Source organism: Phenylobacterium sp. Root700, from assembly GCF_001429025.1.
Taxonomy (GTDB): domain Bacteria; phylum Pseudomonadota; class Alphaproteobacteria; order Caulobacterales; family Caulobacteraceae; genus Phenylobacterium.
In genome coordinates this window covers 109,364-135,362 of record NZ_LMHT01000012.1, presented here as the reverse complement: position 1 = coordinate 135,362, position 25,999 = coordinate 109,364, and the positions used below count along the sequence as shown (strand labels likewise).

Annotated in this window: 27 protein-coding genes; 24 read left to right on the top strand and 3 right to left on the bottom strand. The window is 67.1% G+C overall.

Going from position 1 to position 25,999, the window contains the following annotated elements; translation table 11 throughout:
* On the bottom strand, nucleotides 1–1,838 hold a 1,838-nt coding region (locus ASE02_RS22925), incomplete at its 3' end, for a hydantoinase/oxoprolinase family protein (protein WP_304438354.1).
* A gap of 71 nt (nucleotides 1,839–1,909) precedes the next feature.
* On the opposite strand from ASE02_RS22925, the gene ASE02_RS08075 reads away from it, so the two are divergent.
* The 4 genes from ASE02_RS08075 (at nucleotide 1,910) to ASE02_RS08060 (ending at nucleotide 4,760) form a co-directional block, all read left to right on the top strand.
* Nucleotides 1,910–2,605, top strand: a complete 696-nt coding sequence (locus ASE02_RS08075) for a DnaJ family molecular chaperone (protein ID WP_056732976.1) — start codon at nucleotides 1,910–1,912, stop codon at nucleotides 2,603–2,605.
* A gap of 101 nt (nucleotides 2,606–2,706) precedes the next feature.
* A complete protein-coding gene (locus ASE02_RS08070; protein ID WP_056732974.1) occupies nucleotides 2,707–3,009 on the top strand; it encodes a hypothetical protein in 303 nt (100 codons plus the stop codon).
* 231 nt (nucleotides 3,010–3,240) lie between these two features.
* Nucleotides 3,241–3,531: a putative quinol monooxygenase gene (locus tag ASE02_RS08065; RefSeq protein WP_056732972.1), complete on the top strand. Its 291-nt coding sequence runs from the start codon at nucleotides 3,241–3,243 to the stop codon at nucleotides 3,529–3,531.
* A gap of 5 nt (nucleotides 3,532–3,536) precedes the next feature.
* Entirely contained in the window at nucleotides 3,537–4,760 is a 1,224-nt protein-coding gene (locus ASE02_RS08060) for an acyl-CoA dehydrogenase family protein (RefSeq protein WP_056732970.1), read from the top strand.
* A 22-nt stretch (nucleotides 4,761–4,782) separates the two neighbouring features.
* On the opposite strand, the gene ASE02_RS08055 is transcribed toward ASE02_RS08060, so the two are convergent.
* Complete coding sequence (locus ASE02_RS08055) at nucleotides 4,783–5,880, bottom strand: amidohydrolase family protein (RefSeq protein WP_056732968.1); 1,098 nt, start codon at nucleotides 5,878–5,880, stop codon at nucleotides 4,783–4,785.
* A 26-nt stretch (nucleotides 5,881–5,906) separates the two neighbouring features.
* Nucleotides 5,907–6,308 (bottom strand): RidA family protein, encoded by a 402-nt coding sequence (locus tag ASE02_RS08050; RefSeq protein ID WP_056732965.1) that lies wholly within the window; start codon nucleotides 6,306–6,308, stop codon nucleotides 5,907–5,909.
* 206 nt (nucleotides 6,309–6,514) lie between these two features.
* Here ASE02_RS08050 and ASE02_RS08045 point away from each other — a divergent pair, with 206 nt between their 5' ends.
* The 20 genes from ASE02_RS08045 to ASE02_RS07950 all read left to right on the top strand — a co-directional run bounded on the left by ASE02_RS08045 (nucleotide 6,515) and on the right by ASE02_RS07950 (nucleotide 25,887).
* Nucleotides 6,515–7,033, top strand: a complete 519-nt coding sequence (locus tag ASE02_RS08045) for a nuclear transport factor 2 family protein (protein ID WP_056732963.1) — start codon at nucleotides 6,515–6,517, stop codon at nucleotides 7,031–7,033.
* An 11-nt stretch (nucleotides 7,034–7,044) separates the two neighbouring features.
* Complete coding sequence (locus ASE02_RS08040) at nucleotides 7,045–8,430, top strand: amidohydrolase family protein (RefSeq protein WP_056732961.1); 1,386 nt, start codon at nucleotides 7,045–7,047, stop codon at nucleotides 8,428–8,430.
* Complete coding sequence (locus ASE02_RS08035; protein WP_056732959.1) at nucleotides 8,427–9,392, top strand: LysR family transcriptional regulator; 966 nt, start codon at nucleotides 8,427–8,429, stop codon at nucleotides 9,390–9,392. Before ASE02_RS08040 ends, ASE02_RS08035 begins: the two co-directional genes overlap by 4 nt.
* Nucleotides 9,389–9,871 carry a DUF2938 family protein gene (locus ASE02_RS08030; RefSeq protein ID WP_056732958.1) on the top strand — a complete coding sequence of 161 codons (483 nt, stop codon included), beginning with the start codon at nucleotides 9,389–9,391 and terminating at the stop codon, nucleotides 9,869–9,871. The genes ASE02_RS08035 and ASE02_RS08030 overlap by 4 nt, the downstream gene beginning before the upstream one ends.
* The gene (locus tag ASE02_RS08025; RefSeq protein ID WP_056732956.1) at nucleotides 9,868–10,737 is read left to right on the top strand and encodes a dioxygenase; all 870 of its coding nucleotides are present in this window, start codon (nucleotides 9,868–9,870) and stop codon (nucleotides 10,735–10,737) included. The genes ASE02_RS08030 and ASE02_RS08025 overlap by 4 nt, the downstream gene beginning before the upstream one ends.
* 7 nt (nucleotides 10,738–10,744) lie before the next feature.
* On the top strand, nucleotides 10,745–11,500 hold the full coding sequence (locus tag ASE02_RS08020) for an SDR family NAD(P)-dependent oxidoreductase (RefSeq protein WP_056732954.1): 756 nt from the start codon (nucleotides 10,745–10,747) through the stop codon (nucleotides 11,498–11,500).
* Between the two features lie 10 nt (nucleotides 11,501–11,510).
* The gene (locus ASE02_RS08015) at nucleotides 11,511–12,386 is read left to right on the top strand and encodes a 3-keto-5-aminohexanoate cleavage protein (RefSeq protein ID WP_056733205.1); all 876 of its coding nucleotides are present in this window, start codon (nucleotides 11,511–11,513) and stop codon (nucleotides 12,384–12,386) included.
* Between the two features lie 13 nt (nucleotides 12,387–12,399).
* Complete coding sequence (locus tag ASE02_RS08010; protein ID WP_056732952.1) at nucleotides 12,400–13,377, top strand: zinc-binding alcohol dehydrogenase family protein; 978 nt, start codon at nucleotides 12,400–12,402, stop codon at nucleotides 13,375–13,377.
* Nucleotides 13,374–13,727: a cupin domain-containing protein gene (locus tag ASE02_RS08005; RefSeq protein WP_056732949.1), complete on the top strand. Its 354-nt coding sequence runs from the start codon at nucleotides 13,374–13,376 to the stop codon at nucleotides 13,725–13,727. Before ASE02_RS08010 ends, ASE02_RS08005 begins: the two co-directional genes overlap by 4 nt.
* 2 nt (nucleotides 13,728–13,729) lie before the next feature.
* A complete protein-coding gene (locus tag ASE02_RS08000) occupies nucleotides 13,730–14,743 on the top strand; it encodes a LysR substrate-binding domain-containing protein (RefSeq protein WP_200957639.1) in 1,014 nt (337 codons plus the stop codon).
* A 78-nt stretch (nucleotides 14,744–14,821) separates the two neighbouring features.
* Nucleotides 14,822–16,369 carry an MFS transporter gene (locus ASE02_RS07995; RefSeq protein WP_056732947.1) on the top strand — a complete coding sequence of 516 codons (1,548 nt, stop codon included), beginning with the start codon at nucleotides 14,822–14,824 and terminating at the stop codon, nucleotides 16,367–16,369.
* 113 nt (nucleotides 16,370–16,482) lie between these two features.
* Nucleotides 16,483–17,928, top strand: a complete 1,446-nt coding sequence (locus ASE02_RS07990) for a 2-hydroxymuconic semialdehyde dehydrogenase (protein ID WP_235536643.1) — start codon at nucleotides 16,483–16,485, stop codon at nucleotides 17,926–17,928.
* An 8-nt stretch (nucleotides 17,929–17,936) separates the two neighbouring features.
* Nucleotides 17,937–18,740 carry a 2-keto-4-pentenoate hydratase gene (locus tag ASE02_RS07985; protein ID WP_082601947.1) on the top strand — a complete coding sequence of 268 codons (804 nt, stop codon included), beginning with the start codon at nucleotides 17,937–17,939 and terminating at the stop codon, nucleotides 18,738–18,740.
* Complete coding sequence (locus ASE02_RS07980) at nucleotides 18,737–19,666, top strand: acetaldehyde dehydrogenase (acetylating) (protein ID WP_056732944.1); 930 nt, start codon at nucleotides 18,737–18,739, stop codon at nucleotides 19,664–19,666. Before ASE02_RS07985 ends, ASE02_RS07980 begins: the two co-directional genes overlap by 4 nt.
* Nucleotides 19,666–20,712, top strand: coding sequence for a 4-hydroxy-2-oxovalerate aldolase (gene dmpG / locus ASE02_RS07975; RefSeq protein WP_235536642.1), 1,047 nt, complete (start codon nucleotides 19,666–19,668; stop codon nucleotides 20,710–20,712). The genes ASE02_RS07980 and dmpG overlap by 1 nt, the downstream gene beginning before the upstream one ends.
* On the top strand, nucleotides 20,687–21,463 hold the full coding sequence (locus ASE02_RS07970; protein ID WP_056732940.1) for a 2-keto-4-pentenoate hydratase: 777 nt from the start codon (nucleotides 20,687–20,689) through the stop codon (nucleotides 21,461–21,463). Before dmpG ends, ASE02_RS07970 begins: the two co-directional genes overlap by 26 nt.
* Nucleotides 21,460–21,897, top strand: coding sequence for a RidA family protein (locus ASE02_RS07965; RefSeq protein WP_056732937.1), 438 nt, complete (start codon nucleotides 21,460–21,462; stop codon nucleotides 21,895–21,897). The genes ASE02_RS07970 and ASE02_RS07965 overlap by 4 nt, the downstream gene beginning before the upstream one ends.
* A complete protein-coding gene (locus tag ASE02_RS07960) occupies nucleotides 21,894–22,439 on the top strand; it encodes a 3-hydroxyanthranilate 3,4-dioxygenase (protein ID WP_056732936.1) in 546 nt (181 codons plus the stop codon). Before ASE02_RS07965 ends, ASE02_RS07960 begins: the two co-directional genes overlap by 4 nt.
* Nucleotides 22,436–23,467 carry an amidohydrolase family protein gene (locus ASE02_RS07955; protein WP_056732933.1) on the top strand — a complete coding sequence of 344 codons (1,032 nt, stop codon included), beginning with the start codon at nucleotides 22,436–22,438 and terminating at the stop codon, nucleotides 23,465–23,467. The genes ASE02_RS07960 and ASE02_RS07955 overlap by 4 nt, the downstream gene beginning before the upstream one ends.
* 245 nt (nucleotides 23,468–23,712) lie before the next feature.
* Nucleotides 23,713–25,887 (top strand): TonB-dependent receptor, encoded by a 2,175-nt coding sequence (locus ASE02_RS07950; protein WP_056732931.1) that lies wholly within the window; start codon nucleotides 23,713–23,715, stop codon nucleotides 25,885–25,887.
* Nucleotides 25,888–25,999 lie beyond the last annotated feature (112 nt).

Genomic DNA, 25,999 nt, shown 5'->3' with positions numbered 1-25,999 from the left:
CTTTGACTCCTGCCGCTGGCCCCCTCCGTCGCGCTACGCGCGCCACCTCCCCCAGCGGGGGAGGATCGGTCGGCGGCGGCCGACACCGCCTCGACCTCGACCGCCGCGATGACGATCGCCAGCTTGGTCTCGATGAAGCCGAACAGTCGCTTATGCCCGGCCTCGAAGGCGGCCTTCACCTCGTCCAGCGACGCGATGGGGATCGACAGCTCGGCGTCGGCGCCTTCGTAGCGCAGGCGCAAAATCCTGCGGATCTCCGAGGCCTGCGCGCCCTGTTCGGCCAGCGCCGCGCGGGCGGCGGCCTCGACCTCCACGGCGACGGCTTGCGCGCGGGCCAACCCCTCCGCGCTCAGCACGGCGTCCAGACCCATCTGGCGCAGGCTGGTCACCTGGGCCTGGCCGATGCCCCAGGCCGAGAGCACGCTGCCATAGCGCGGGCAGAGCACCTTGGCGGGGCCCAGGGCGTCGGCCACGTCGCAGGCCACTTGGCCGGCCGCGCCGCCGAACGCGGTCAGGGCATGGTCGCGCGGATCAAAGCCGCGCTCGGTGGAGATGCGGTCGGTGGCGCGCGCCATTTGCTCGACGGCGATGGCGACGAAGCCCTCGGCGGCGGCCTCGACGCTGGGCGAGCCCATCTGCTCGGCCAGCTTGGCGATGGCGGTTCGCGCGGCGGCGACGTTCAGCGCCGCGTCGCCTCGCGGTCCGAAGATCGACGGAAAGAAGCGTGGATCGAGCCGGCCGAGCACCAGGTTGGCGTCGGTGACCGTGGCCGGCCCGCCGCGCCCGTAGGCGGCGGGGCCTGGATCGGCGCCGGCGCTCTGCGGCCCGACCCGGGCGCGCAGGCCGTCGAAGGCCAGGATCGAGCCGCCGCCGGCCGCCACGGTCTCGACGTCAAGCATCGGGCTGCGCAGCTTCACCCCGGCGACGCGGGCGGAGTCGCGGCGCTCCAGCGAGCCGGCGTAGCGGCAGACGTCGGTGGAGGTGCCGCCCATGTCGAAGCCCAGGGCCTGCGGCGTTTCGGCGATCTGCGCGGTGCGGGCCACCCCGACCACGCCCCCGGCCGGACCGGAGACGACCGCGTCGCGGCCACGGAAGGCCTCGGCGCGCACCAGGCCGCCGGCCGAGGTCATGAAGTAGAGCGGCGCGCCCTCGACCGCCTTGGCCACCCGCTCGACATAGGCCTGCAGGATCGGGGTCAGATAGGCGTCGGCGACGGTGGTCTCGGCCCGGGGAATGAACCGCGGCAGGGGCGAGACCTCATGGCTGAGGGCGACGAACTCAAAGCCGGCGGCGCGGGCTAGGTCGCCGGCGGCGCGCTCATGGGCGGGATTGAGGTCGGCGTGCAGGAAGGCGATGGCGGCCGAGGTGAAGCCCTCGCCCCGCGCGGCCTTCAGCTTGGCGGCGAGGCCAGCGGTATCCAGCGGGTCGACCACGGCGCCGTCGGCGGCCAGGCGTTCGCGGGCCTCGATCACGCCCTCATAGAGTGGACCCGGGCGCACGATGTTCAGGGCGAAGAGGTCGGGCCGGGCCTGGTCGCCGATCACCAGGGCGTCGGCGAAACCCTGTGTCGTCACCAGCAGGGTCCTGGCCCCGGCGCGTTCCAGCAGGGCGTTGGTGGCGACCGTCGTGCCCATCTTGATGGCGCGCACGCGAGCCGCAGGGAAGGGCTCGCCGGCCTCGGCCCCCAGCACCCGGCGCATGGCCTCGACGGCGGCGTCCTCATAGGAGGGAGAGGCTGAAAGCAGCTTCAGGGAGACTTCCTCGCCGTCGTCGGCGTGGGCGATGACGTCGGTGAACGTGCCGCCGCGATCGATCCAGAAGCTCCAAAGTCTGTCCAAACCGTAACCTTCCTTTGGGTCAATTCGCATTGTCAGAGGGGCGAGCGACCCTTACAGCTTTGGATACTCTCATGAGCTTCTGGCGCAACATTGCTGGGCTCGCAGTTCGCCGGCCAGATGCTGGGGACTGCGCCGATTGTCCAGCCACCCGGCCGGGCGAGGATCCCGCCTTTTCCACCGCCGTCACGGCGCTGGGGGCGAAACTCGCTAAGGCCGACGGCCGCGCCAGCGTGGGCGAATTCGACGCCTTCGCTCAAGTGTTCCAGCCCGACGCCGCGTCGGAGCGAAACATCCACCGGCTCTACGATCTCGCCCGCCAGACCACGCGGGGCTACGAGAGCTACGCTCGGCGCCTGGCCAAGCGTTACGCCGGCTGCCCGACCCTGCTCGAGGACGTGCTCGACGGCCTCTTCCATATCGCCGCCGCCGACGGCGCGGTGACCCAGGACGAGCTCGACTATCTGGAAAGGGTGTCGGAGCTGTTCGGCTTTTCGCCGCTGGTGTTCCGCCGTTTGAAGGCCGTGCACCTGGGGCTGGGGGACGACGATCCCTACGGCGTCCTGGCCGTGCCGCACGACGCGCCCGACGAGGTCGTGCGCTCGACCTGGAAGGCGGCGCTGTCGGAGGCTCACCCTGACCGGGCCCGCGCGCGCGGCCTGCCCAGCGAGTTCATCGAAGTCGCCGAGGCCAAGGCCGCGGCGATCAACGCGGCCTTCGACAGCATCATGCGCGAGCGCAAGGCGCTGGCGCTCGAAGGCGTGGCATGATGACGCCACTTTCGTGTGATTTTACCTGAGATTGTTGACGACCGGGATCGCCCGGCGGAAATATCCGTTTAGCCGTTACATGCGGCGCCCTTGAGGAAGCCATGGTTCGCGAATTCGCACGGAAGCACGGTTCAGCCCTTCGCAGCCTGTCTGCCGTGGGCGGCGCGCTCGCCACCGCAGCGGCGGTGGCCATCGGCGCGGTGTTGGCGGTGTTCTTCGCCGCCACCGTCGTGGTGATCGCCGTGATGGCCTCGGTGCTGCTCGCGCTCGCCGGACTGGCCCTGCGCGCCAAGCGCGCCCGGGCCCGCCGCGACGATGGCGTGGGTGACGGCGTGATCGAAGCCCGCAACCTCGGCGGTCATCACTGGGTCGCCTACGGCTGGAACGAACGCCAGGGGCGTTAGGGCGCCTGCGTCTTCCACTGTCATCCCGGTTTGCGCAGCAAGGCCGGGACCTATGAACACCTGATCCTGCAAGACGCGGCGGGGCCTCGCCGTCTTCCGACAGCTCCGCGAATGGGTCCCGGACAAGCCCTGCGGGCTTTCCGGGATGACGCTGGATTTAGCCCAACTTCGCCTTGCCTGCCCATCGGCCCGCCTCTAGGCTCCCATTCAAACAAATGTTGGGAGAACGGCATGATCGGCGTGGTCGCGACCTTGAAGGTCCAAGACGGCAAGGGTTCGGAATTCGAGGCGGTGTTCACCGAGCTCAGCAAGCAGGTCCGGGCCAATGAGCCGGGCAATATCGTCTATCAGCTGACCAAGAGCCGCACCGACCCGACGGTCTACAAGGTGCTGGAACTCTACAAGGACGAAGACGCCCTGAAGGCGCACGGCCAGACCGACTACTTCAAGGCCGCCGGAGCCAAGATGGCGCCCTGCATGGGCGGCCGTCCTGAAATCGAATATCTCGACGCGGTGGGGTAAGCGCCATGGACCTGGAATTCTCCAAAGACGATCTGGCTTTCCGCGACGAGGTTCGCGCCTTCATCGCCGAAGCCTTCGATGACGACATGCGTGCGCACATGGCCCAATCGAAGAACGGCCATATCGACAAGGACGGCCAGGTCCGTTGGCTGAAACGCCTGAACGAAAAGGGCTGGATCGCGCCCGACTGGCCGACCGAATATGGCGGCACGGGGTGGAGCCACGCCCAGAAGTACGTCTACGACATGGAGATGGCGCTGGCCGGCGCCCCCTCCACCTCGAACATGGGCCTGAAGATGTGCGCCCCGGTGGTGATGGCCTTCGGCACCCCGGAGCAAAAGGCGCAGCATCTCCCCAAGATCCTCGCGACCGACGCCTGGTGGTGCCAGGGCTATTCCGAGCCGGGCTCGGGCTCCGACCTGGCCTCGCTCTCCATGAAGGCTGAGCGGGACGGTGATCATTACGTGCTAAGTGGTTCAAAAATATGGACAACTTACGCGCAGTGGGCTGACTGGATGTTCTGCCTGGTGCGGACCTCCAACGAGGAGATCCGTCAGAAGGGCATCAGCTTCCTGCTGCTGGACATGAACACGCCCGGCATCACCATCGTGCCGCTGCCGACCCTGGACGGGCCGCCCGAGGGCGATCAGGAGATCAACCAGGTCTTCTTCGACAACGTCCGGGTGCCGGTCTCCAACCGGATCGGCGAGGAAGGCCAGGGCTGGACCTACGCCAAGTACCTGCTGCAGTTCGAACGCGGCAATCCGTACGCGGCGGGCCTGACCAACCAGCTGGCCAAGGTGAAGAAGATCGCCGCCGTCGAGGCCTCCGACGGCGGAACGCGGCTGATCGACGACCCGGACTTCCGGCGCAAGCTGTCGGAACTGCAGATCAAGGTCGACGTGCTGAACGCGACCGAGTTGCGCATGTTCTCGGCGCGGACGGCGGGCGAAGCCATGGGGGCCTCGTCCTCCATGCTGAAGCTCGAAGGCTCGCAAGCCCAGCAGGCGGTGACCGAACTGGCCCTGGAAGCGGCGGGCATTTATGGCCAGCCGTTCGTCCGCGACACCTGGGCCGAGATCCGCGGCGAGCGCAACGAACCGCGCGCGGGTCCCGACTACGCTGCGACCCTGGCGCCGACCTACTTCAACTATCGCAAGACCTCGATCTACGCCGGCTCCAACGAGATCCAGCACAACATCATGGCCAAGATGGTGCTGGGGCTGTAGCGCCCTTCCCGGAGAAGGGCGTTCAGGCCGGGGCGACGGATCCGTAGAGCCGGTGGGCATTGTCTTCCAGGATCGCCTTGCTGACGGGAGCGGGCAGGCCCGCGCCTTCGACGTAGGTGACGATCCGCGTGTAGAGCTCGTCCTGGAAGTACGGGAAGTCGCTGCCGAGGATCAGCCGCTCCGAGCCGAAGGTCTCAATCATGCAGCGCAGCGCCGGGGCGTGGAAGTTGGCGGTGTCGAACCACATCTTCTTCAGCTCCGCCGTCGGGCTGCGCGGGAAGGCCTTCCAGTGGGCGTAGTTGTCCTCGATCCGCTGCATCAGGAAGCCCAGGGCCCCGCCTAGGTGCGCCACGTGGAACTTGATGTTGGGGTACTTGTGCGGGATGTCGGCCTTGAGCAGCTGTAGCACCGCCAGGCTGTCCTCGAACGGTGCGCCGACCACCCATTCCAGCCGGAAATCGTTGATCATCGGGCTTTGCGCGCCGCAGCCGGTCGGGTGGATGTAGAGCACCGCCCCGAGGCGATCGAGCTCGGCGTAGAACGGGCTGTAGTCGTCGGTGGCGATGGTCTTGTTGGCGGTCAGGGTGTTGAGCGCGATGCCGCGGAAACCCAGCTCGGTCATGCAGCGGCGCGCTTCGACCACAGCTTCGTCGACGTGGGGCAGGGGAACCGCGCCATAGGCCATGAAGCGGTCGGGGTAGGTCTTCACCAGGCCGGCATAGACATCGTTGATCATGCGCGCGCCGGTCAGGCAGGTCTTGGCGTCCGCGCTCTGCACCAATTGCGGCGTGGCTGACAGCACCTGCTTGGCGACCCCGGCCTTGTCCATCATGGCGAAGCGGGCCTTCAGGTCCTCGGGACTGGCCGTGGCGCGTATGTTGCGCGCGACCTGGGTGATGTGGTCGCCGGCCTTTTCCACGAAGTCGAGGTACTCGACCGGCCATAGGTGAGCATGGGTGTCGATGCGTCCGGCGCCAGATGCGCGCGCCATCCGGGCAGGCGTGGCCGCCGTGGCGGGGCTGGAGGCCGCAGCCGCCACGAGCGGGGCGCTGGCCATGCCGAGCATGGCGCGCAGGACCTTGCGGCGGCCTTCGCCGCAGCAGTCGCAATTGTCGTGCATCCTGATCTCCCGTGGAGCGGAATTGGTTAGGCGGGATCGCCGAACGGCGCGGCCGTGGCGTCGATCTCGACCAGCATCTTCGGATTGGCCAGGCGGACGATCTGCACCAGGGTCGAGGTCGGCCGGGTCTCGCCGAAGTGGCCGAAGACGGCGCCGATGCCTTCCTTGAGGAACAGATCCATATCCAGGGTGTAGATCCGCATGCGCACGACATTGGCCGGCGTCATGCCCACCGCCTGCAGGGACAGGTCGATGTTGCGCATCACCGCTTGGCACTGGGCCGCCATGCCTTCGGGCAACTGGCCGTCGGCGTCGTAGGCCAGGCTTCCGGCGATCTCGTAGCGCACGGGCGACCGGGTCTCGATGACCTGGGAGTAGAGGCCTTTGACCGGTTCGAAGACGCCTTCGGGCATCACGATCTTATGCACGCCAAATCCCCCCACTGTGACTGTTGACCCAGGGTTAGGCGTCGTTCCCACGGGCGGCAACAGGGAACCTCCACTCATCGTATAATACGATTATGCGGCGCCATTAATTCGTTAGTCCTATCGATTGCGCGGCACTACCGTTCGCCAAGATGTCAGCCAGACCGCCGTTTCAGGCGAGCTTGGCCGCGAGGGTGGAGATGGACGGGATGCAGGAAAATAGCCTCAACGACTTGGTGGCCAAGTCCGAGATCATGCGGCTGATCCACCTCTATCCGCGGGGGCTGGACCGGCTCGACAGGACGCTGCTGCTGACGATCGGGCACTCTGAGGCGACCGTTGAGTTCACTGGAATGTTCAATGGCAGCTGGGCCCAGTTCGTCGACTGGCTGATGGGCGCGCATTCCACCATGCTCTACAACCGCCACACCATCGGCAACGTGCTGATCGAGGTGAACGGGCTGCGCGCCGTCAGCGAAACCACCGCCACCGCCCATCTGCTCGTCTCGCGCCCTGAAGGCGACGTCGAGGAGCGGACCGTTCATTCCCGCTATCTGGATTCCTGGCGCTGCGACGAGGGGCGCTGGTCCTTGGCGAGCCGCCTGACCCTGCGCGACCTGCGGACGGTGAAGATCATCAGCGCGGCGGAGCTGGCCCAGACCACGCAGTACGTCCACGCCGCCGACGTCGGCCGGGGCGATCCCTCCTACGCACATCTCGCCGGCTAAGGGGCGGATCGATGAAGAGGACCCTGATCCGGGGCGGCTACATCGTCTCCGTCGACGCCGCGGTCGGCGACTTCCCCGTCGGAGACCTGTTGGTCGTCGGCGACCGGATCGCCGAGATCGCGCCGCATATCGAGGCGGCGGCGGACGAGGCCATCGACGCCCGGAACATGATCGTGATGCCGGGGCTGATCAACGCCCACCTTCACACCTGGCAGACCGGCCTTCGCTCCATTGGCGGCGGCTGGACCGGCCCCGATTACCACAAGATCATGCACGGCAATCTCGGGACGCGGTTCCTTCCCGACGACAACTATATCGGCACCCTGCTGGGCGCGCTGGAGCAACTGAACGGCGGGGTCACGACCCTGTTCGACTGGTGCCACGACATCACCGATATCGACTACGCGCACCGCTCGGTCGACGCCTTGGAAGAAGCCGGGATCCGCGCGGTCTTCGGTCATGGCTCGGCCAAGCCGTTGGCGGGCGAGGGCGACGTGCCCTTCACCCACAAACCGCATCCGCGCGCGCGGCTCGAGGCCCTGCGCAAGGGGCGGTTCGCGTCCGACGACCGGCTGGTGACCCTGGCGGCGGCCATCCTGGGGCCGCAGTTCTCGACCCCCGAGGTGGTTGAGCATGATTTCCGCATGGTCAAGGATCTCGACCTGCTGTCGAGTTCGCACGCGGCGCGGCGCCCCGCCGATCGGGTCTCGCCCGAGGGCTTCTTCATTCCCGCGCGGCTGGGCCTGCTCAACGCCAAGCACAATGTCGTCCACGGGAACTATCTCAGCGACGAGGAACTGAAGCTGATCGTCGACTGCGGCGCCTCGGTCACCGTCACGGCGAACATCGAGCTGCACGTCCATCCCGCCGATCCCGTCACCGGCCGCTTGCGCGCCCTGGGGGCGATGCCCTCGCTGGGCGTCGACAGCATCCCCGCGGCGAACAGCGACCTGTTCAACGAGATGCGGCTGGCGATGCTCTACCAGCGCAGCATCGAGCACCGCGTCAACCACAATGCCGGCTGCGGGCCGCTGACGGTCCTGCCGGTGCCGTCGCGGGACGTTCTGGAGTGGGCCACCATCGGCGGGGCCCGCGCCCTCTGCATGGAGGACCAGATCGGCAGCCTGACCCCCGGGAAGAAGGCCGACATCATCCTGATCGACGGCCTGGCCCTGAACATGTTCCCGGTCCACGACCCGGTTCACACCACCGTCCAGCAGGCCAATTTCTCGAACGTCGACACGGTCCTGGTCGACGGGGTGGTGCGTAAGCGCGGCGGCAAGCTGCTCTACGACGACAACACCCTGACACAGCGGCGCGAGGCTTTGCGCACGTCTGTCACCCGCATCATCGAGGAGTCCGGCTATCGGCCGGTTCCGGCAGGGGCGCTCTCATGAACGTTACGCTGAAGCAGATCCGGGCTTTTGTCGCCATCGCCGACAGCGCCAGCTTCACCGCGGCGGCGGTGGTCGTGAACTCGACCCAGTCGTCGCTCTCGGTCCTGATCCGAGAGCTGGAACAGGCCGTCGGCCTACGCCTGATCGATCGGACGACACGGAAAACCGCGCTCACGGAAGCGGGGCAAGAATACCTGATTCACGCCCGCCGAGTGCTGGCCGAGGTGGAGCATGCCGAGCTGAGCACCAAGGAGCTGGTCGCCCGCAAACGGGGCCGGGTCGTGGTCGCCGCGCCGCCGATCATCGCCGCCGTGCTGTTGCCGCCCATCGTCGCAGAGTTCCACAGCAAGTACCCCAATATCTCCATCGTCGTGGAGGACGTTCCGCCCAGCGACATCGTGCCGGGCGTGGCCGCCGGGCAGATCGATTGCGGCCTGGGGGTCTTCGGCCGCGATCCGCTCGGCGTCCAGATTCAGCCGCTGATCGAGGAAAAGCTCGTCCTGATCGGCTCGGCCGATCATCCCTTGATGAGCGGCGCGAGCGTCAAGTGGTCGGAGCTGCGTGGACATTCGGTCGTCGCGATCCGCGCCCCGGCCGACATCCGCCGCGAGCTCGACACCCAGCTCCGCCTAGCCGGCGTCCCGCAACTGCCGATCCTGGAGGTGCGCCAGATGCTGACCGTGCTTGGCATGGTTTCGGCCGGCCTTGGCGTGGCCGTCTGGCCGTCTTGGGCGGTGGGGCTGCTTGAGGCGTTCAGCGTGCAGGCCCGGCCCCTCGTGGCGCCTGTGGCCCGCATGCCGTTCTCGGTGATCACGCCGGAGTCGCGAGAGTTGTCGCCGGCGGCGGTGAGCTTCCTGGCCGTCCTGACCGAGGGGGTGAAGCGCAACGCCGCCCTGATCGAGCAGGCCATGCCGGCGCTCTCGGTGAACACGTCAGTCAAGTTGCTGGGGGAACGCTCATGATCGTGCGCGGCGTCATTGTGGGCCTCTTCGGCGTGCTGGTCTTCGACCTTTGGAACATCCTGGCGCAGAGGGCCTTTGCGATCCGCGCGCCGAACTGGGCCATCCTGGGCAAGTGGCTGCTCGCGCCCTTCACCGGCGATCGCACCCCCATAACCCCGGCGACCGTATTTTCCCCGGCCCAGCGCTATCTGGGGGCCGTCGTCCACTATGCGACCGGTGGGGCGTTCGGCTTGGCGCTGGTCTCGGCCATGGGGCCTGCCTGGAGCGCACAGCCGACCGTGCTTCCGGCCGTGGCCGCCGGCGTCCTTACGACCCTTTTGGCTTGGTTCATCATCATGCCCGCGCTTGGTCATGGCTTGGCGGCCGCCAAGCTTCCGGTGCGCCACAAGGTCAGGGCCAGCACCCTTGTCGCCCATACGGTGATGGGCCTGGGCTTCTATCTGGGCGCCGTAGTCGTCCAAGGCGGGCTTGGCCGATGATTGTCGAGGATCAAGCTGGCGTCACATTCGCCGTCGAAGCGGCGATGGCCCGCACGCCCGACCCTCGTCTGCGCGAAATCATGGGCGCGCTGGTCCGCCATGCCCACGCCTTCGTGCGTGAGGTTCGCCTGACCGAGGACGAGTTCGAGGCCGGGCTCGATTTCCTGGTCGGCATCGGACAGGCGACCACGTCGACCAAGAACGAGGTTGTCCTGGCCTGTGACGTGCTCGGCGTCTCCACCCTGGTGGGGTTGCTGAACAATCCGATGGGCCCCGACCACACCGCCGCGGCTTTGCTCGGTCCGTTCTGGCGCAAGAACGCTCCGGCCTGCGGCTTGGGCGACAGCATCGCCCGCGCCGACACGCCTGGGGTGCCGTTGCTCGTCTCGGGCCAGGTGCGCGATCGCTCCGGCGCGCCCATCGTCGGCGCCAAGGTGGACGTCTGGCAAGCCTCGCCAGTCGGCCTCTATGAGAACCAGGATCCAGACCAGCCGGACATGAACCTGCGCGGTCTTTTCACCGCCGACGAGCAGGGGGCGTTCCATTTCCGCAGCGTGCGGCCCGCCGGCTATCCGGTGCCCACCGACGGCCCGGTAGGGCTGTTGCTCAGCGCGCAGCAACGCCATCCCTACCGGCCGGCGCACCTGCATTTCATGGTCACCGCGCCGGGCTACAAGACCCTGGTCACCCAGGTGTTCGCCGACGACAGCGAGAACCTTGATAGCGACGTCACCTTCGGCGTGATTCACTCGTTGCTCGGCCGCTTCGAAACCGAGGACGGCCCGGACGGACCACGTTGCAGCCTGGTCTACGACCTGGTGCTCGAGCCCGGCGAGAGCCGCATCCCAGCCGCGCCAATCCCCTGAGGCTCACATGACGCAGAACGCATACTCCTTGTCGGGAAAGGTCGCCGTGATCTTCGGCGGCACCGGCGGTATCGGCTCGGCGACGGCGAGCGCCCTGGCGCAGGCCGGCGCCCGCATCGCCCTGGTCGGAGGAACTGACCTCGCCAAGGCCAAGGCGGTGGCCGACGCCCTGCCGGGCGAAGGCCACCGCGCCTATGTCGCCGACATCGCCCGCACGGCGCAGGTCGAGAAGGTCGCGGCCGATGTCGAGGCGGACTTCGGCCGGACCGACATCCTGGTCAACGGCGCGGGCGTCACCAAGGCGGTGCCGCACGCCGACCTCGCCTCGCTGGACGACGACACGATCGACCTCCTGATGGCCCACAATGTCCGCGCGCCGTTCGCCGCGGTGCGCGCTTTCGAGCGCCTGCTTCGCGCCCACCAGGACGGGCTGGTGGTCAATATTTCCTCGATCGCCGCGACCACGGCGGTCGGCTCGAACATCGCCTACTGCGCCGCCAAGGCCGGCATGGACACCATGGGATCTGCGCTGGCGCGGGCCCTGGCGCCCGACGTGCGGGTGCTCAGCGTCTCGCCTGGCGCGGTGGCCACGGGCTTCGTTCCGGGCCGCGACAAGGCCGCGTCCGACAAGATCGCCGCCACCACGCCGCTGGGCCGGGTCGCCGCGCCCGAAGATGTGGCGCAGGCCGTGCTCGCCTGCGCGAGCCAACTGCGCTTTTCCACCGGCAGCGTCATCCAGGTGGATGGCGGGCGCCATCTCTGACGGGCCGACCATGCATTCCAAAGTCATCATCACCTGCGCGGTCACGGGCAACATCACCACCCGCGACCAGCACCCCGACCTGCCGGTAACCCCGGAGGAGATCGCCGAAGCCTCCCTGCTGGCCGCGGAGGAGGGGGCCTCGGTCGTCCATATCCACGTGCGCGATCCGGTGACGGGCGATCCGTCGATGGAGCTCGACTACTATAGGCAAACGGTCGATCTGATCCGCGCCAAGAATCCCGCGCTGATCTTGAACCTCACCACCGGCCCGGGGGGGCGGTTCGCGCCCAGCGACGAGGATCCGAGCGTCGCCGGCCCAGGCACGACCCTGGTGCGGCCCGAACTGCGGGTCGAGCATATCAGCGTGCTGAAGCCCGAGATCTGCACCCTGGATCTCAACACCATGAACTCCGGCGGCCAGGTGGTGATCAACACGCCGCGGAACGTCACCGTCATGGCGCGGGCCATTCGCGCCGCCGGCGTGAAGCCTGAGCTTGAGCTGTTCGACAGCGGCGACCTGCATCTGGCGCGCCATCTCATCGACGCCGGCGAGCTCGACGGGCCAGGGCTATTCTCGTTCGTGCTGGGGGTGAACTACGGCTTCAACGCCACGCCCGAGACCATGATGTACGCCCGCAACCTGCTGCCGCCGGGCGCGGTGTGGACGGGCTTTGGCGTCGGCCGCTCGGAGTTCGCCATGGTGGCCCAGTCCTGGCTGCTCGGCGGTCACGTCCGGGTGGGCCTGGAAGACAACATCTACATGTCGAAGGGCGTGCTCGCCCCGTCCAACGCCGCCCTGGTGCAACGGGCTCGCCAGATTCTAGCGGGCGTCGGCGCGGAGCCGGCCAATCCCAGCGAGGCGCGACGCCTGCTGGGTCTCTCATAGGAAAGTGGTCTCCATGTCTCGTATCCGTGTCCTGGAGAAAGCCGCCAGTCTCGACGTGCTCGACCTGAAGGTCGAGGCGATGGACTCGCCATTGGTCGGCGGTGACGACGTCGTGGTCGAGGTGCGGGCGGCGGCGGTGAACCCGTCGGACGTCAAGGCGGCGCTCGGCATGATGCCGCACGCGATCTGGCCGCGCACGCCGGGACGCGATTGGGCCGGCGTCGTGATCGACGGGCCGGGCGACCTGGTCGGAAAGTCTGTCTGGGGGTCGGGGGGCGACCTCGGCATCACCCGTGACGGCAGCCATGCGCGCTACCTGACCTGCCACCGCAGCTATGTGCGCGAGATGCCGAACGGCGTGTCGTTCGCTGAGGCGGGGTCGATCGGCGTGCCGTTCGTCACGGCTCATGAAGGCTTCAGCCGGGCGGGCATGCCCCAGCCTGGCGACAACGTCCTGGTCTTCGGCGCCAACGGCAAGGTGGGGCAGGCCGCGTGCCAGATCGCCGCCATGCTCGGCGCCCGTGTGATCGGCGTGGCGCGCGGCGAGGGCGGCTATATCGGCCACGCCGCCACGCCGGTGACGATGATCAGCCAGTCGGTTCCAGACATCGCAGGCCAGGTGCGCGAGCTGACGGACGGCCGCGGCGCCGACATCGTCTTCAACACCGTGGGCAGCCCCTATTTCGCCGACGCCAACGCCGCGATGGCGTTGGGCGCGAGGGCGATCTTCATCGCCACGATTTCCCGCGAGGTGTCGTTCGACATTCTCCCGTTCTATCGCGGCCGGCACACCTTCGTCGGCATCGACACCCTGGCGCTCAACGGGGCGGCTTCAGCGGAGAACCTCGACGCCCTGGCGGCCGGCTTCGCGAGCGGCGCGTTGAAGCCCTATCCCGTGCCGGAAAGCACGCGGTTCCCCATTGAGCATGCCGGCGAGGCTTACCGAGCCGTGCTCCAGGGCGTCCAAGACCGCGTGGTGCTGCTGCCATGAACGTCATCCGGCTGAAGGACGCGCCGACCTACCACCCGCCCGGGCATGTCGACATGCGGTGCCTGCGGGTGCAGGGCAAGGAGGCGGGGCCCAGCGACGGCCTGGTGATGAACCTCTGCCACCTGTTGCCGGGCGGCAGCACGGGCATGGACGCCTCGCCCGTCGAGAAGATGTACCTGGTCCTGGAGGGGCGGGTGACCATCTCCAACGGTGAGACCGAGGTCGAGCTGGATCGTTGGGACAGCGTGCGCATCGCCGCCCACGAACCGCGCCTGGTCGAGAACCGCACGAACGTCCCGGCGACGGTGCTGCTGGCCATGCCCGATCCGGCGAGGCCTGCGCCGAGCTAGCCATGCACGACCTGCAGCACACCATGTCCCGGCTGACGATGCGCCACCTGCGCATCGTGCTCGCCATCACGGATGGGGGCAGCCTCGTCGTCGCCGCCCGAAACCTGTGCATGACGCAGCCGGCGATCACCAAGGCGCTGCAGGAGACCGAGGCGCTGCTCCAGGTCGAGCTGTTCTCGCGCACGAACCGGGGCGTGCTGCCCACGGAGTTCGGCGTCGCCCTGGCGGCTCATGCGCGCCTGATCACCGCCCAACTTCACCATGCCGCCGAGGAGATCCACGACCTGCGCGACGGCATGGGCGGCCGGGTCGTGGTCGGCACCTTGCTGTCGGCCTCCGCCGATCTTTTGCCGCGTGCGATCGCCGCCCTGCGCAAGGACCGGCCCAAGCTGGTGGTCAGCATCGTCGAGGGTTCGCACGATCGCCTGCTGCCGGATCTGCGGGTCGGCAAGCTCGACCTCGTGGTCGGCCGCCTGCCGGAACATCACGAACGCGATGGACTGCACCAGGAGCCGCTGCTCATGGACGTGTCCGTGGTCGTCGTCCGGCCAGGGCATCCCTTGACCACGCGCTCGGACCTGCACCTGGCCGACCTCGCCGCCTGGGATTGGATCTTGCCGCGACCTGAAACCACGCTCCGCCGTCACATCGACCAAGCCTTCCGCGAGGAGGGGGTGGAGCCGCCGCCGCACGCGGTGGACTCGGTCTCCCAGCTCACGAACCGAAGCCTGGTGATGGAGGCCGACTACCTCGCCGTATGGCCCTGGCTGGTCGCCCATCGCGAGGCTTCAGCGGGCTACATCGCCATCCTTCCGGTGCTGCTGAAGAGCACCTTGGGGCCGATCGGCATCTCCACGCGCGCCGACTCTCGGCTGCCATCGGCCGCCCAGATGCTCCAGCAGTCGCTTCGCAAGATCGCAGGGTCGATCGACCAATGCCCGCTGCTGCCCGGTATCACGGGCGGTGATAGCGGCGCGGTCCAAAACTCAATTGAGGCGCGGCAGGCCTGGGGATGATGCTTGCCCAACATTGAAAACAATCGGGTGGGGCGGGACATGACGGCCGGGCAAATTGAGATAGACGCCAAGGGAGCGATGGCGTCCGACGCGTCCGCGACGGCCAAGCCCTACGCTTGGTACGCCCTTGGTCTGATGGTTTTGGTCCTGGTGATCAATTTCATCGACCGCCAGATTCTCTCCATCCTCGCCGAAGACATCAAGCGCGACCTCAAGCTCAGCGACGTCGACCTGGGCTTTCTCTACGGCACCGCCTTCGCGATTTTCTATGCGGTGTTCGGCATCCCGTTGGGCCGGCTGGTCGACAGCTGGCGGCGAGGGCGGCTGATGGCCATCGGCCTGGTCATTTGGTCCAGCATGACGGCGCTCTCGGGCTTCTCGACCTCCTACGCCCAACTGGCGGCGGCTCGCATCGGGATCGGCATCGGAGAGGCCAGCGCCTCGCCGGCCGCCTATTCGTTGCTCGCCGACTATTTCCCGAAGAAACAGCGCGGCTTGGCGCTCTCGATCTATTCCGCCGGCATCTATGTCGGGATCGGTCTCAGTCTGCTGTTCGGCGGGGCTATCGCCACCGGATGGGATCGTGCGTTCGCGGTGGGCGAGGCGCCGCTTGGCCTGGTCGGATGGCAGGCGGCATTCCTGATGGTCGGGTTGCCTGGTCTGCCGGTCGCCCTGCTGGTCAGCCGGCTGCGGGAGCCCGTGCGAGGCGGCTTTGACGACGCGCCGCCGCGGCCTGTTGATCAAGCGAGCCCTTGGGGCCTGTTCTTCCGCGAACTGATGGCGATCCTTCCGCCCTTCACGCTGTGGACGGCGGCCCGGAACCAGGGGCTTGGGCTCAATCTTGTCTTCGCGGGCGTCATTACGCTCGTGGCGGCCGGCCTTGTCTGGCTGACGGGCGACGTGCCGCAATGGGCGGCCTACGGGGTTGGCGTCTATTGCCTGCTCTCCTGGAGCCGGGCCTTGAGGGCGAGCGACCGCCCCACCTATCAGTTGATCTGCGGCACGCCCGCCATGGTGATCGGGCTGCTCGCCTTCGGCCTGCTGGCCCTGGTCGGCTACGCCTACAGCTTCTGGGCGGCGCCTTTCGCGATGCGCGAGCTGGGCGTAGCCAAGGCGACGGTGGGGCTCTATCTCGGGCTGCCCGGCGCGGTGGCCTCGGCCTGCGGGGTGGTGTTGGGCGGGCTGGTCTCCGACGCCTGGAAGGCGCGCGATCCCCGCGGCCGTATCTTCGTCCTGATGCTGTCGCTGGCGCTCCCGCCGCCCTTGCTCTGGTTGATGTTCCAGCAGACCGACTTCGCGGTCTTCGCCATGATCAGCCCGCTGGTCTACCTGACCAGCAGTCTCTGGGTCGGCTCCGGCGTCGCGGCCTTCCAAGACCTCGTCCTGCCCCGGATGCGCGGCGTGATTGGCGCGGTCACCGTCCTGGCCAGCACGATGCTGGGCCTGGCGATCGGCCCCTACATGGTCGGCAAGATCTCCACCGTCACCGGCTCGCTGCAGACGGGCGTCTATGGCCTGCTGGCCATCGCCCCGATCGGCCTCGTGCTCCTGTTCATCGTCAGCCGCCTGACCGGCGAGGCCGAGCGGACCAAGGAGGCGCGCGCGCAAGCCTGCGGCGAGGCTTGATATCACGCGCGGTGATAGCGGCCCGACCGAGAACTCAATTGAGCCGGAGCGACCCCGATGGTGTCTTCCGCGCCATGGTCCTGAAGAGAAAATCAATGACGCCCGAGAGGGTTTTGGCGAGCTACGTCGGTGGAAATTTCGTCGATACCGGCCGCTACTTCGACGACATCAATCCGGTCGACGGTTCGCGCGTGGCTAAGGTCGCCGAGGCCGACGCCGCACTGGTGGATCGGGCCGTAAGCTGCGCCCGCGAGGCGCTGGCGGGTGACTGGGGGCGAATGCCCGTGGCCCACCGCGCGCGCCTTCTTCATCGTATCGCGGACGGGATCGAGGCCCGCTTCGAGGAGTTCGTCGCCGCCGAGATCGCGGACACCGGCAAGGACGAGCGTCATGCCCGGACCGTGGACATCGCCCGCGGCGTCGCCAACTTCCGCTTCTTCGCCGATCTCGTGGTGACCGCTCATGATCAGAGCTTCCAGACGCCGACCCCTGATGGCCGTGACGCGGTCAGCTATGTTGTCCGCAAGCCCCTTGGGGTGGTCGCGGTCATCGCGCCGTGGAATCTGCCGCTGCTTCTGCTGAGCTGGAAGGTCGCGCCGGCTCTCGCCTGCGGTAACGCCGTGGTCGCCAAGCCTTCCGAAGAGACCCCCTTCACCGCGACGCTGCTCGCCGAGGTCATGCACGAGGTCGGGGTTCCCGCCGGCGTATTCAACCTGGTGCACGGCTTTGGGCGTGGTTCGGCCGGAGAGGCGCTGACCGCGCATCCCGGGGTCGACGCTGTGACCTTCACCGGCAGCTCCAAGACCGGCTCGTCGATCATGCGAGCGGTGGCCGATACGGTGAAGCCGATCTCCTTCGAGCTGGGCGGCAAGAATGCGGCGCTGGTCTTCGCAGACTGCGACTTCGAGGCGGCGGTCGACGGCGTGGCTCGCTCGACCTTCTCCAATTGCGGTCAGGTGTGCCTCTGCACCGAGCGCGTCTATGTCGAGCGTCCGATCTACGAGCGGTTCGTCGAGGCTCTAAAGGGCCGGGCGGAGGCGATCGTGGTCGGTCGGCCCGAGGACCCGACCACGACCATGGGGCCGATGATCTCGCGCCAGCACCGCACCAAGGTGTTGAGCTATTTCGACCTGGCGCTTCGCGAAGGCGCGACGGTGGTGGCGGGCGGCCAGGTTCCGACGTTTGGCGACGAGCGCGATGAGGGCGCCTTCATCGCGCCGACCATCTGGACCGGACTTTCCGACGACGCCCGGTGCAATCGCGAGGAGATCTTCGGTCCCGTCTGTCACATCGCCCCGTTCGACACCGAGGACGAGGCGATCCGTCGGGCCAACGACAGCGACTACGGCCTGGCCGCCAGCATCTGGACCACCGATCTCGCCCGGGCTCATCGCGCGGCGCCGCAGATCGAGGCGGGCCTGGTCTGGGTCAACACCTGGTTCCTGCGCGACCTGCGCACGCCGTTCGGCGGCGTGAAGCTCTCCGGGATCGGACGGGAGGGCGGGGCTCACTCGCTGGCCTTCTACTCCGAGGCCTCGACCATCTGCGTCAAGTATTGAGGGGCGATGTGACCACCGTTTCAGAACATGAAGTGGCCAAGGCGGCGACGAGGCTTTCCCAGGCTGCGAGTGGCCGCGATCCCTGCGCGCCGGTTCGCGACCTGATCGGCCCAGAAAATGTCGAGGCCGCCTACGCCGTGCAGGAAAGCCTGACCAAGGCCGCCCTGGCGTCGGGGCGCCGGCTGGTGGGGCGCAAGATCGGTCTCACCGCCGTATCCGTGCAGCGCCAGTTGGGCGTCGACCAGCCGGACTACGGCATGTTGTTTGACGACATGGATGTCCCAAACGGCGGCGACATTCCGTTCGGCGCGCTGCTTCAGCCCAAGTGCGAGGCTGAGATCGCGTTCATCCTGGGCGGCGATCTCGACACAGATCGCCTCACCAGCGCCGACGTCCTGTCGTCGATCGAGTGGGCTGTCGCTGCGATCGAGGTCGTCGACAGCCGCATCGCCGGCTGGGACATCACCATCGCCGACACCATCGCCGACAACGCGTCGTCAGGCCGGTTCGTGCTCGGTCATGAACTGCGCCGCTTGAACCAGATCGATCTGGTCGCCTGCGGCATGGCGCTCGAGAAGCGGGGCGAGGTCGTCTCGACCGGGGCGGGCGTCGCCTGCCTCGGTTCCCCGCTCAACGCCGTGCTGTGGCTGGCGCGCACGATGGCGCGCATTGGTCGGCCGCTTCGCCGGGGCGACGTGGTCTTGAGCGGCGCGCTTGGCCCCATGGTCGCGGCCGCGCCGGGCGACCGCTTCCTGGCCCGCGTGGAAGGCCTCGGATCCGTGTCGGTTGGATTTGAAGGAGCTCCGCAATGAGCAAGGTGGGATGCGCGATCATCGGTTCGGGCAACATCGGCACCGACCTGATGATCAAGATCATGCGTCTGTCGCCGGACCTGAAGGTGCTGGCGATGGCCGGGGTCGATCCGCTGTCCGACGGACTGGCGAGGGCGCGGCGGCTCGGTGTGGCCGTGACGTCGGAGGGCGTCGACGGCTTGGTGGGCTTGCCCGAGTTCAAGCAGGTCCGGATCGTCTATGACGCCACCAGCGCCGGGGCCCACGCCAGGCACGACGCGATTCTGCGGCCCATGGGCCGCCGCCTGATCGACCTGACGCCGGCCGCCATCGGCCCGTTCGTGGTGCCGTCGGTCAACCTTGATAGTCATCTGCAGGCCCCAAACGTGAATCTCGTGACCTGCGGCGGTCAGGCGACGATCCCGATCGTGCACGCGGTCAGCCGTGTCACCCCGGTGCGTTATGCCGAGATCGTGGCCTCCATCGCCTCCAAGTCGGCGGGCGTGGGTACGCGGGCCAATATCGATGAATTCACGGTGTCGACCTCGCGGGCCATCGTCGAGTTGGGCGGGGCGACGGCGGGCAAGGCGATCATCGTGCTCAACCCGGCCGAGCCGCCGCTGGTGATGCGCGACACGGTATTCTGCCTGGCCGAGGGCCACGACGAGGAGGCCGTGCGGGCCTCCATCGAGGCCAAGGTGCGCGAGGTCGCGGAGTACGTTCCGGGCTATCGCATGAAGCAGGCGGTGCAGTTCGAGCACATCACCGCGCTCCAGTTCCCGGACGGCGGCGAGCCCTTCACCGGCATGAAGGTTTCGGTGTTCCTCGAGGTGGAGGGCATGGCCCACTACCTGCCGGCCTATGCCGGAAATCTCGACATCATGACGTCCGCCGCCGTGCGGATCGGAGAGCAAATGGCGCAGCGCGGCCAACTGGAGGCGGCATGATGGCGCAGCGTCTGTACATTCAGGACGTCACCCTGCGCGATGGCATGCACGCCATCCGTCACCGGTTTGACATCGCCCAGGTCCACGACATCGCTCAGGCGCTGGACGAGGCCGGGGTGGACGCCATCGAAGTGGCTCACGGTGACGGTCTGTCGGGTTCGAGCCTCAATTTCGGCTTCGGCGCCCATACGGACTGGGCCTGGATCGAGGCCGCCGGCAAGGCGATCAAGCGCGCCAAGCTGACCACGCTGCTGTTGCCGGGTGTCGGCACGGTGGAGGACCTGCACCGGGCCGCCGATCTGGGGGTGGTCTCGGTGCGGGTCGCCACCCATTCGACCGAGGCGGACATCGCACGCCAGCACATCGAGGCGGCGCGCCAGCTCGGCATGGACGTGTCCGGCTTCCTGATGATGTCGCACATGGCCCCTCCGCGCGAGCTCGCCGAGCAGGCGCGGTTGATGGAGAGCTACGGCGCCCACTGCGTCTATGTCACCGACTCCGCCGGGGCCCTGACCATGAAGGGCGTGGCCGAGCGCTTCGACGCCTATGACGAGGTGTTGAAACCCGAGACCCAGCGGGGGATGCACGCCCACCACAATCTCAGCCTTGGGGTCGCCAATTCGATCATCGCGGCCGAACACGGCGCGGTGCGCATCGACGCCTCGCTCACCGGCCTCGGCGCTGGCGCGGGCAATGCGCCGCTGGAGGTGTTCATCGCCGCCGCCGACCGCGACGGCTTCGAGCACGGCTGCGACCTCTTCAAGCTGATGGACGTGGCCGACGACGTGGTGCGGCCGTTGCAGGTTCGCCCCGTGCGCGTCGACCGCGAGACCCTCAGCCTGGGCTATGCCGGCGTCTATTCCAGCTTCCTGCTCCACGCTGAAAAGGCGGCCGCGAGCACCGGCTTGGAAGCGCGCGAAATCCTCATCGAACTGGGCAGGCGCCGCATGGTGGGCGGCCAGGAGGACATGATCCTCGACGTCGCCCTTGACCTGATCGCCGCCAAACAAGGAGGCCGCAATGGTCGACGTCAAGGCGCTCGCTGAGATCGTGGACGAGGCCGCCCGTCGCGGCGTCGCCGTCGCTCAGCTGACCGACATGTATCCGGCTCTTTCCATCGAGACGGCCTACGCCGTGCAGGCCGAGGCCATCGGCCGCCGCCTTCAGCGCGGCGAGCGCCGCATCGGGGTGAAGATGGGGCTGACCAGCCGGGCGAAGATGCAGCAGGTTGGCGTCGACGAGGTGATCTGGGGCGTGCTCACCGACGCGATGATCCTCGACGACGGGGAGAGCCTCGATCTCGACGGGATGATCCATCCGCGCGTCGAACCCGAGATCGCGTTCCTGCTGAAAAAGCCCTTCACCGGCGAGGCCAGCGCGCAATGGGCGGCCGACGCGGTGGAGGCGGTGGCGCCTGCGCTGGAGATCATCGACAGCCGTTACCAGGACTTCAAGTTCAGGGTCGCCGACGTCGTGGCCGACAACTCCTCCGCGGCCGGGGTGGTGATCGGGCCCTGGCGCAAGCCGGATCTCGATATCGCCAATCTGGGCATGATCCTCTCCTTCGATGGCCGGCCGGTGCAGGTTGGGTCTTCCGCTGCCATTCTTGGCCATCCGCTGCGGGCGCTGTTGGCCGCGGCGCGCCTGACCGAGCGCTACGGCGAAGGGCTGAAGGCCGGCGACATCGTGCTGGCCGGAGCGTCGACCGCGGCTGAACCGCTGCGCCCGGGCGTCAATGTGCAGCTCCAGGTGCAGAACCTGGGCCTGATGGGCTTCAACACCAAGGAACGTAAATGACCCAAGGCGACGCCATCGTCGTGAAGGGTAAGGCGACGCCGCGCGGCCGCTTTCCCCACATCAAACGGGCAGGGGATTTCCTGTTCGTTTCAGGCACCAGTTCCCGGCGTCCGGACAACAGCTTCGCGGGCGTAGAGGTTGACGCGATGGGGACGACGAACCTCGACATTCGCGCCCAGACGCGCGCCGTGATCGAGAACATCGGCGACATCCTGCGCGAAGCTGGCGCCGAACTCACCGACCTGGTCGAGATCTCGACCTTCCTCGTCAACATGAACGACTTCGCCGGCTACAACGCCGTCTATGGCGAGTTCTTCGACTTCGAGGGGCCCACACGCACCACGGTCGCCGTCCATCAGCTGCCGCATCCGCACCTGCTGATCGAGATCAAGGCCGTCGCCTATCACCCCCAATCGCCAAGGCAGCAGCCATGAGCCGGCTCAGCGGTTTCAATTTCCAACGGTGGATCGACGAGAACCAGCACCTGCTCAAGCCGCCGGTCGGCAACCAGCAGATCTGGAAGAACGCCGACCTGATGGTCACCGTCGTCGGCGGGCCGAACCAGCGCACCGACTTCCACGACGACCCGGTCGAGGAGTTTTTCTACCAACTCAAGGGCGACATGCTGCTCAAGGTCGTGGAGAACGGCGAGCACTACGACGTGCCGCTGCGCGAGGGGGATATCTTCCTCTTGCCCCCACATGTTCGTCATTCGCCGCAGCGGCCGGTCGAGGGGTCGATCGGGCTGGTGGTGGAACCCAAGCGCCCTGAAGGGGCGCTCGACGCCTTCGAGTGGTACTGCTTCTCCTGCGATCATCTGGTGCACAGGGTCGAGGTGCAGCTCAGGAGCATCGTCGCGGACCTGCCACCGCTGTTCAACGCGTTCTACGAGAGCCAGTCGGCCCGCATCTGTCCCAACTGCGCGGCCGTCCATCCGGGCAAGACGCCGCCGGCGGGCTGGGTGGTGCTGCCGTGATCGTCGACGCGCATAGCCACTTCTTCCCCAAGACCTGGCCGGACTTCGCCGAGAAGTTCGGCGGCGCCTGGCCGTGGATCAAGCACACCGGCGAGGGCCAGGCGATGGTCTATGTCGGTGATCGGGAATTCCGCCCGATCACCGCCGCCTGCTGGGACGCCGAGACGCGCCTGGCCGACATGGACCGCGACGGTATCGACCTGCAGGTGATCTGCGCCACGCCGGTGCTGTTCGCCTACGACAAGCCGGTCGAACAGGCGGCCTTGGTCGCTCGCCACTTCAACGACGCCGCGCTGGAGCTCTGCGCTCAGGGGCGCGGCCGGCTGAAGTCGATGGCGCAGGTGCCGCTTCAAGACATCGACGCCGCCTGCCGGGAGGTCAGCCGGATCATGGCGGACGGCCACCTTGGCGTGGAGATCGGCAATCACGTCGGTGATCAGGATCTCGACCACCCTGGCCTGATCACCTTCCTGCATCACTGCGCCGACGAGGGCGCTGCGGTCTTTGTGCACCCGTGGGACATGATGGGCGCGGGCCGGATGCGGCAATGGATGCTGCCCTGGCTGGTGGCCATGCCGGCTGAAACCCAGCTGTCGATGCTGTCATTGATCCTGTCGGGCGCCTTCGAAAGGTTGCCGAAGTCGCTGAGGATCTGCTTCGCCCACGGGGGCGGCAGTTTCGCCTATCTGATCGGGCGGGTCGACAACGCCTGGCGCAACCGCGACATCGTCCGTCAGGACTGCCCCAATCCGCCGTCCTCCTATGTCGATCGGATGTATGTGGACTCCGCGGTGTTCAGCGATGGCTCGCTGCGCCTCCTGGTGGACGTCATGGGCCCCGACCAGGTTCTGCTCGGCACCGACTATCCGTTCCCGCTCGGGGAACAGGTGCTCGGCGAAGGGGTCGTCAACAGCAAGACCCTGTCCAAGGACGAGAAGACGCGAGTCTTGAGGTCGAACGCCGTGCGGTTCTTGGGCATCGACGCACCGGAGGCGGGTCAATCCAGGTCGCGCGCAGCTCTGATATGACCGCCGGTGATAGAAGGCTTCCGCAAAGTAAATTGAGGCTGATCGAAATTAAGTATCCCATCAGTGATGGAGGTCGTGAGGGCTCATCGTCTCGAAATGAATGTTGCGATGCGGCGTAAGGCCTCAGTGCTCACATAATTACATACCGATCAGCGTCTTCGTGCGCATTCGAGCCACATCTATTCAATGACGTTCAGTGGCCAGAAGAGCTCCGAGCGACGGTAGGAAAAACAGGGGGATACCGAATGAATAAATCCACGTTCAATACTGCATCGGCAATCGCGCTCGCGGCGGCGGCTCTGGCAGGCCCGGCCGTCGCCCAGCAGGCCACCGCGGTCGAAGAGGTGATCGTCACGGCTCAACGCAGCAGCCAGAATCTGCAGCAGGTTCCGCTCGCGGTGACGGGTTACAGCGGCGCATTCCTGGAGAGATCGAAGATCGAGGACTTCAACGATCTTCGCACCCGCACGCCCAGCCTGACCTTCGAGCAGTTCGCCCCGGGTCAGCCACGGTACACCATTCGCGGGATCGGCGGCGGCGGCGGCGTGGCCGTGTTCGTCGACGACGTCTATATGGGCCAGCCGTCGATGTCCTCGGTCGAGTTCGTCGACCTGGAGCGCGTCGAAGTCCTGCGTGGTCCGCAAGGCACGCTGTTTGGCCGGAACGCGACCGGCGGGGCCATCGCCTTCTTCACCGAAAAACCCGGCTCGGACTACCGGGTCAAGGCCAAGGCTACGGTCGGCAACTATGACCTCAAGAGCGTCAGCGCGCTTATCAGCGGCCCGGTCTCCGATGTCCTTTCCGCGAAGATCTCGGTGATCGCTCGCGAGCACAGCGGTTACGCGTTTAACGAAACGACCGGCCGCGACATCGAGGATGAGACGCTCGCCGCGGCCCGCGCGGCCCTGCGCTTCCGTCCCAACGACGATTGGGACATCCAACTCAACATCGATGGATCGACGCGGCGCGGCACCGCGCCGTGGTGGGACCTGATGATCGAGGCTCCCAAATCCGCCGGCAAGTCGAACCCCGAACCGCGTCGGGGGCGGAACCATACCGACGACGGCTATGCCGATATCGACAACGCCGGCGTCAGCCTGAACGCCAACTGGGACAGCCCGATCGGGACGTTCACCTCGATCACCGCCTTCCGCAACACCCAGAGCCACAACCGCGCCAACACCACCGGGCTGTTGGTCGCGCCGCTGTCCGACGTCGCCAACCGACGCGTCAATTTCCACACCCTGTTCATCCAGCAGGCCGATCAGAAAGCCGAGCAGTTCTCTCAGGAACTCCGCCTCGCCGCCGATCTCGGCGACCGTTTCAAGTGGATCGGGGGGCTGTACTATTACCAGGACGACGGCGTCGCCAACCGCTTGACGGACTATCGCTTCTATGGCTTCGGTCCGACCCCGGTTGACGGTCGCTACGCCTACGCTTCGACCAACGAGACCAAGGCGTTCGCCGCCTTCATGAGCGGTACGTTCGCGCTCACCGAACAGCTGAAGCTGCAGGCCGGAATTCGCTGGAGCCACGACGAGAAGGACCACACCACGGTTGCTTCCGGGAAGAACTTCTCCGGTTTCCGTGACGGCGGCGTCAGCGTGCCCGGCTACAGCGCCGCATCCAGCGCCGATTGGAGCGCCTGGACGCCCACCGCGTCGATCAACTACCAGGTCACCCCGGATGTCTTCGTCTACGGGACCATTTCGCGCGGCTTCAAGAGCGGCGGGTTCAGCGACGGTGACAGTGAAAAGCAGTCGATCCTGCGTCCGTTCAACCCGGAGTTCGTCTGGAACTACGAAACTGGCGCCCGCACCGAGTGGTTCGATCGCCGCCTGCGCGTGAACGCCACCGCCTTCTACATGGATTACACCGACCTGCAGGTCTCGGTGTTCACCCAGCTCGCGCCCAATCTGCCGGCAGTCCTCGTGAGCGGCAACGCCGGCAAGGCGAAGATCAAGGGCTTCGAACTGGAATGGAACGCTGTCCCGATCGAGGGGCTGAACCTCTACGGGAACTACACCCGCACCGAGAGCGAGATCTCCGCGCTCATCAGCGGCGCCAACAATCTGGCGGGGAAGAAAATTCCGCGCGCTCCGGAGAACAAGTTCTTCATGGGCGCCAGCCTGGCCCGCGACTTCGGCGGCATGACGGCCACCGGACGGGTCGACTACACGTATCAGTCCGACTATTTCAGCAGCATCAACAATGTGCCTAGCGAGCGCGTGCTGGCGCAGGAAAACTGGGACGCGGGCCTGACAATGGGGCCGGCGGGCGGCGCCTGGAGCGTCGAAGTCTGGGGTAAGAATCTCGCCAACGAACTCCACGTTGTGTCGATCTCGGACATCTTGGGAGACGCCTTCGCCAACTACGCCCCGCCGCGCACCTACGGTGTCACGCTGAGCTATCGACACTAGGCCTTTGGCTGCCGAGAACTGCTGCAAATTAGGGGAATATCGATGGTCAGAAGCCTGTGCCTTGCGGTCGCGTTGTTGGCGAGCGCGTCTTCGTTGCCGGCCTTGGCGGAGA